This window comes from Xanthomonas sp. WHRI 1810A (assembly GCF_040202885.1).
Classification (GTDB): Bacteria; Pseudomonadota; Gammaproteobacteria; order Pseudomonadales; family Pseudomonadaceae; genus Aquipseudomonas.
Window position 1 is genome coordinate 1 of the sequence record NZ_JBEGED010000037.1, and the last position, 6,378, is coordinate 6,378.

Annotated in this window: 6 protein-coding genes; 5 read left to right on the plus strand and 1 reads right to left on the minus strand. The window is 64.2% G+C overall.

Going from position 1 to position 6,378, the window contains the following annotated elements; genetic code table 11:
- Window positions 1-147: 147 nt before the first annotated feature.
- Window positions 148-1,050: a LysR substrate-binding domain-containing protein gene (locus ABQX22_RS26500; protein WP_349802835.1), complete on the minus strand. Its 903-nt coding sequence runs from the start codon at window positions 1,048-1,050 to the stop codon at window positions 148-150.
- Window positions 1,051-1,281: 231 nt separating this feature from the next.
- On the opposite strand from ABQX22_RS26500, the gene ABQX22_RS26505 reads away from it, so the two are divergent.
- From ABQX22_RS26505 to ABQX22_RS26525, 5 genes are read left to right on the plus strand one after another with little or no spacing between them, the layout of a single operon-like run.
- On the plus strand, window positions 1,282-2,127 hold the full coding sequence (locus ABQX22_RS26505) for a transporter substrate-binding domain-containing protein (RefSeq protein WP_349802836.1): 846 nt from the start codon (window positions 1,282-1,284) through the stop codon (window positions 2,125-2,127).
- 13 nt (window positions 2,128-2,140) lie between these two features.
- Window positions 2,141-2,803: an amino acid ABC transporter permease gene (locus ABQX22_RS26510; protein WP_349802837.1), complete on the plus strand. Its 663-nt coding sequence runs from the start codon at window positions 2,141-2,143 to the stop codon at window positions 2,801-2,803.
- A gap of 7 nt (window positions 2,804-2,810) precedes the next feature.
- On the plus strand, window positions 2,811-3,488 hold the full coding sequence (locus ABQX22_RS26515; protein WP_349802838.1) for an amino acid ABC transporter permease: 678 nt from the start codon (window positions 2,811-2,813) through the stop codon (window positions 3,486-3,488).
- A 12-nt stretch (window positions 3,489-3,500) separates the two neighbouring features.
- Window positions 3,501-5,003, plus strand: a complete 1,503-nt coding sequence (gene argH, locus ABQX22_RS26520; protein WP_349802839.1) for an argininosuccinate lyase — start codon at window positions 3,501-3,503, stop codon at window positions 5,001-5,003.
- On the plus strand, window positions 5,000-5,740 hold the full coding sequence (locus ABQX22_RS26525; protein WP_349802840.1) for an amino acid ABC transporter ATP-binding protein: 741 nt from the start codon (window positions 5,000-5,002) through the stop codon (window positions 5,738-5,740). Before argH ends, ABQX22_RS26525 begins: the two co-directional genes overlap by 4 nt.
- The last annotated feature ends 638 nt before the right edge of the window (window positions 5,741-6,378 follow it).

Genomic DNA, 6,378 nt, shown 5'->3' on the forward strand with positions numbered 1-6,378 from the left:
GGCAAGCCTCGCTCCAACGGGTAATCAGTGGCCTCCCGTAGGATGATCGTCCCCACGCTCCGCGTGGTGACGCCGCCTCCGACGCTCCGCGTCCCTGCTCTGACGCGAAGCATCTTTGTATGCATGCCCACACGGAATGATCAGCACCTACTGCCAATCCTGCGACGCCGCGGTCAGCATTTCGTGGATCAGTTGCCCGAACCGCTGGGAGAGCAGGCTTTGCGGGCGGTCGGCGGGGAGCAGCAGGTAGGTGGAAAAACGGATCTTCGGCCTGAACGGTCGGGTTTCGATGCCGGTGTGCAGGTATTCCAGCGCCACCATGGGGCTGACAATGCTCACGCCCAGGCCCAGCGCCACCAGCGAACACACGGTGGCGGCATACGGCGTTTCCAGGTTCAGTTTGCGGTGGCCCTTGTCGTCGGGAAACACCCGGTCGACCCGGCTGCGCGAGCCGTCGCTCTGGGACAGGGAAATAAACTCTTCGCCCTTCAAGTCCTCCGGCCCCACGGTGGTCAGCCCGCTCAGGCGGTGCCCCTTGGGAAACACGCAGACCCCCGGCACGTCGCAGATCACCTGGGTTTTCACCCCCGGCATGTCTTCGCCGATGTACGACGCCAACCCCAGGTCGCAAAACTGCGAGGCCGCCCAGTGCGCCACCATGGGCGAGTCACTGGTGTGAATCGAGATCGCAACGTCCGGGTTTTCCTGGCGGAAGCGCTGAATCACCCGGGGCAGCACCGTCAATGACAGCGAGGGCACCGCCGCAATCCGCAGGCGCCCGGTCCCCCCCAGGCGGATGTTCTGCGCCGACTTTTGCAGGCTCTGCAAGCCGATGAACGCCCGCTCGACATCGGCAAACAGCGCCGCGCCCTCGTCGGTGGGCAGCAGGCGGCCGCCGACCCGTTCGAACAATTTGAAGCCGCTGGTGCGCTCCATCTGCGCGATCAAGCGGCTGATGTTGGGTTGAGAGGTGTGCAGGGCTTCGGCGGCGGCGGTCATCGAACCGCTCAACATCACGGCGCGAAAGGCTTCGACTTGTTTGAAGTTCATGGCAGGCCATATCAATTTGGTATGGGTCACCACTGTATTGTCATTTGTTGGCATGAGCCAGAGGCTTTATAACAAGGTGTCAGATCGACATGACCGCAGAGACGGATGCGATCCCGGCACGCCTTCAACCAACCGCTGTACCGCTGCATCCCTTTTCAGTTCTGCCCTTGAATTCATTGCACCGTTGCCGGCCCCGCGCCCGACGATGCTGGTATGTAACCAGGAGGCATCATGGCGTTTTCTTTCAAAATCCTTGGCAGTGCAGTGGCGTTCTCGTGCCTGTCGCTGGCCGGTCTGACCCAGGTGCTCGCGGCTGAGCTGCCTCCCGTTCCCGATGAGATCAAAGAGGCCGGCCAGCTGCGCGCCGGTGTGCGTTGCGACCAACCACCCTATGGTTTTCAGGACGGCAGCGGTGAGTTCGCCGGCGTCGAAGTGGAGATGTCCCGGCAGATCGCGTTGTGGGCCCTGGGCTCCAAAGACAAGGTGACCTTCACCTGCGTTACCGCTGAAAACCGCGTGCCGCAACTGCTCGGGCGCAAGGTCGATTTTCTGATCGCGACCCTGGGCGTCACCCCGGAACGCCAGCGCGTGATCGACTTCACCACGCCGTACCGTTGGGGCGCCAGCGACGTGCTGGTGAAAAAAGACAGCCCGATCAACAGCATCAAGGACCTCAACGGCAAGACCCTGGCCACCCTCAAGGGCTCGGTGCAGGCCAAGTGGTTCGAGGACCACATGCCAGAGGTCAAGACCCTGCGCATGAACAGCGCCGCCGATGCCCTGCAGACCTTCCGCCAGGGCCGGGCCGACGCCTACACACACGACGCCGCGACGCTGGTGGTGGTGGCCGACAACGACAAGGACGCGCGCCTGCTCAACGAGCCGTTCCAGATTTCCGACGCCGCCATCGGTGTGCGCAAGAACGAAGCGCAATGGCGCGATTACCTGAGCGCCGCCGTGGCCCGCATGCATGAAGAAAAGCTGTACCGCGTCTGGGTCCAGCAGTTCGTGCCCGCCAATATCCAGAGCTACTACCTGAGCGTCTTCGAGCAGGCCAAGCCTGCCGAAGCCCTGTGACCGGTCGCCGCTGATGGATTTCGACGTCAATTACCTGCTGGCGCAATGGCCCGCGCTGCTCGACGGCGTGTTGATGACGCTGCGGGTGTCGCTGCTGGCCATCGGCTTGTCGCTGTTGATCGGCGTGCTGGGCGGGGCGGCGCGGGTGATGAACGTGCCGGTGCTGTCGCAGCTGGTGGTGCTGTACGTGGAGCTGATTCGCAACACACCGATTCTGGTGCAGCTGTTTTTCATCTTCTACGGCCTGCCGGCCATTGGCCTTGAGCTGTCGCTGTTCTGGTCGGGGGTGGTGTGCCTCTCGCTGTGGGCCGGGGCGTATCAGGTGGAAAACGTGCGCGGCGGTCTGGCTACTGTCGAGCACGGCATGCGTGAGGCGAGCTTGGCGCTGAGCCTCAAGCCTGCGCATTACTTCTGCCTGGTGGCGTTGCCGATTGCGGTGCGCACCAGCTTGCCGGCGATGCTCAATACGGCGATTTCGCTGCTGAAAAACTCGTCCTACCTGCAAGCCATCGGCCTGGCCGAGTTGACGTTTGTGGCGGTGGACCGGATCGCCACGGATTTCCGCGCGATCGAGATGTTCAGCGCCATCTGCGTGATGTACCTGGGGTTGGTGGCGGTGCTCGCGCTGTTGACCGGACGCCTCTCGGCTCACTTGCAACGACCGTTCCGGCAGTGAGGCCTCAATGAATTTTCTGGTGGAAAACTGGGGCTTCGTCTCCAAGGGTCTGTGGATGACCTTGCGCCTGGCGCTGGTGATCCTGCTGTTCACCACGATCATTTCGGCGGTGTTCGGCGTATTGGCGACCCTGAAAAACCGGCTGTTGTGGTGGACGATCCACGCCTACGTCGAGCTGTTTCGCTCGATCCCGCTGATCGTCAACGTGTTCTTCATCTTCTTCGGCGCGCCGATGCTGGGGCTCAATCTCAGCCCGTTCGCGGCGGTGACCACCGGCCTGACCCTGTGGGGCAGCGCCAACGGCATCGAGATCGTGCGCGGCGGGCTGGAGTCGGTGGCGCGCCATCAATGGAAAAGCGGCTGGGCGCTGGGACTACGGCCCTGGCAGATCTACCTGTACGTGATCGCCCCGCAATCGATGCGGGCGATTCTTCCGGCCTACACCGGCCTGTTGACGATGTTGGTGCAGGCCACGTCCCTGGGGGCGCTGGTCGGTGTCAGCGAATTCCTCAAGGTCGGTCAGATCATCATCGAACGCACCACGGTCATGACCGGCGTCAGCCCGGCCTTCACCGTCTACGGCGTGGTGCTGCTGGTGTATTTCGTCATTTGTTCGCTGCTGAGCTGGCTCAGCCGTTATCTCGAACGTCGCCTGGGTCGCCCAGTGACGCGCGCCACCCTTTAAGGAATGTTCCCCATGCAAGAATCCAAAGTCAGTCGGCGCCTGAAGGAAACCACCGCGCCGGAAGTCAACGAATACATCTACCGGCCGCGGCTGGAAGGCTTCGCCGCCGGTTTCGATAACCTGGGTAACGTCAACAAGGCGCACATCGTGATGCTGGCCGAGCAAGGCCTGATCCGCAGCGAACATGCCGCCGTGCTGGCCAAAGGCGTGCTGGACATGGAAAGCGCCGGGCCCGACGCGGTGACCCTCGACCCGTCCCGGGAAGATGCCTACTTCAACTACGAAGCACACCTGATCGAGCAGATCGGCACCGACATCGGCGGCCGCCTGCACACCGGTCGCAGCCGCAACGACATCCTCGCCACTCTGGACCGTCTGCGTTGCCGCGAAGTGCTGATGGACCTGATCGACGGCCTGATCCAGGTGCGCCAGACCGCCGTCGACAACGCCGAGGTGTTTGCCGACGTGGTGATGCCCGGTTACACTCACCTGCAACCGGCGCAGCCGATCACGTACGGCTATTACCTGTCGGCGGTGGAGCAGGCGCTGGAGCGCGACTGCAAGCGCCTGACCCAGACCCTGGAATCCATGAACCAGAGCCCGCTGGGCGCCGCCGCGTTTGCCGGCACGCCGTTCGACATCGACCGCGCGCGCACCGCCGAACTGCTGGGCTTCGACGGTTACCTGGACAACGCACTGGACGCGGTGGGCTCCCGGGATTTCATTCTGGAAAGCCTGTCGCACCTGAGCCTGCTGTCGGTGTTCTGGAGCCGCGTGGCCCAGGATTACTTCGTGTGGAGCACCCACGAGTTCAGCCTGATCGAGTTCCCGGACAGCGTGGCCGCCACGTCCAGCATCATGCCGCAGAAGAAAAACCCCACCGTGCTCGAATACCTCAAGGGCCGCACCGGGCACATCGTCGGGCTGTTGATGGGGGCGAGCATCACCGTCAAGGGCACCAATTTTTCCCACACCGGCGACGCCAATCGCGAGGGCACCCGGGGTTTCTGGGAGGCGGCGGAAGAAAGCCTGCGCTGCCTGAAACTGCTGGACCTGGTGTTGCGCACCGCCACGCCCAATGTGCCGCTGGCGGTGAAGCGGGCGGGGGAGGATTTCTCAACGGCCACCGGGCTTGCGGACCTGATCGTGCGGGAAGCCGACCTGTCATTCCGGGAAGCCCATCACGTGGTCGGCGGCGTGGTGCGCATGGCCATGGACGCCGGGCTGTTCGCCCATCAGATCGACACCGCCATGGTGGATGCCTGCGCCATGGAGCAGTTGGGGCATGCGCTCAATCTGCCGGCGGCCATGGTTCGTGATTGCCTGGACCCGACGGCCAACGTGCAGGCCCGCTCTTCGGCGGGCGGGCCGTCGCTGGCGTCGCTCACCCCCAGCCTCAAGCGCGCCAATGCGCGGATTCTCTCCGAGCGCCAGGCCAATCAAGCCCGTCGCGACCGGTTGGCGTCGGCCCATGAGCGCCTGCAGGCCGCCACCCGTGAACAGGCCGGCCTATGAGCCCCATGCTGACGGTGCGCGGTCTGCACAAACGCTTCGGGGAGCACGAGGTGGTCAAGGGTGTGGACCTGGACGTGAGCGAAGGGGAGGTGGTGGTGATCATCGGCCCCAGCGGCTCGGGCAAGTCCACGTTCATCCGCTGCCTCAACAGCCTGGAAGAGCCCTCGGCCGGCAGCGTGGTGATTGCCGGCGGCGAGTCGATCAAGGCCGGTGACCGCAAGGCGCTGGCGCGGCTGCGGGAAGAGGTGGGGATGGTGTTTCAGGACTACACCCTGTTCCCGCACATGTCCGTGCTGGCGAACATGACCCTGGCGCCGGTCAAGCTCAAGCGCGCGACGAAAGCCGAGGCTGAAAGCCAGGCGCTGGCGCTGCTGGACCGGGTTGGCCTGCGGCACAAGGCCGAGGGCTATCCCTCGGAGCTGTCGGGTGGGCAGCAGCAGCGGGTGGCCATCGTCCGCGCCCTGGCCATGAAACCGCGGCTGATGCTGTTCGACGAGCCTACCTCGGCCCTGGACCCGGAAACCGTCGGCGATGTGCTCAACGTAATGAAAGGCCTGGCGGCAGAGGGCATGACCATGATCGTGGTCACCCACGAAATGGGCTTTGCCCGGGAAGTGGCGGACCGGGTGGTGTTCTTCGACAGCGGCAAGATCGTCGAAATGGGCCCGCCCACCCAGATATTCACCGCCCCGACAGAACCCCGCACGCAGCAGTTTTTGCAGAGTGTGTTGCGGTAACGCCGCGCCCGCCGCGCTCCGGCTTAGATGATCGTCCCCACGCTCCGCGTGGTGACGCCGCACCTGACGCTCCGCGTCGCCATGCATCAGGATTGATGATGAACCCTGTTGGAGCGAGGCTTGCCCGCGAAGGGTATTCCGCCGCTGGAGATGCATTGCCCGTGCGGGCCTCTTCGCGGGCAAGCCTCGCTCCAACGGGTGATGGGGTACTTTGCTTCTGCCCGGAGGGCGTGGGAGTCCGGCTTGCCGACGATGGGTCCGGGGTCGCGTCCGACCGAAGCGGCCCTGAAACCTGGCGATCGTGGTGTGTCAGTTGATACCGCATCGGCAGGTTTCGCTGCCGCTGCGCGCCAGATCGCAGGCAAGCCAGCTCCCACGCCTTCGGCAGAAGCGGTGCATCGGGCCGGGAATCGATGATCGTTCCCACGCTCCGCGTGGTAACGCCGCCCGCGACGCTCCGCGTCGCCATGCATCAGGATTGATGATGAACCCTGTTGGAGCGAGGCTTGCCCGCGAAGGATATTCAGGCGCTGGAGATGCATTGCCCATGCGGGCCTCTTCGCGGGCAAGCCTCGCTCCAACGGGTAATCAGTGGCCTCCCGCAGGATGATCGTCCCCACGCTCCGCGTGGTGACGCC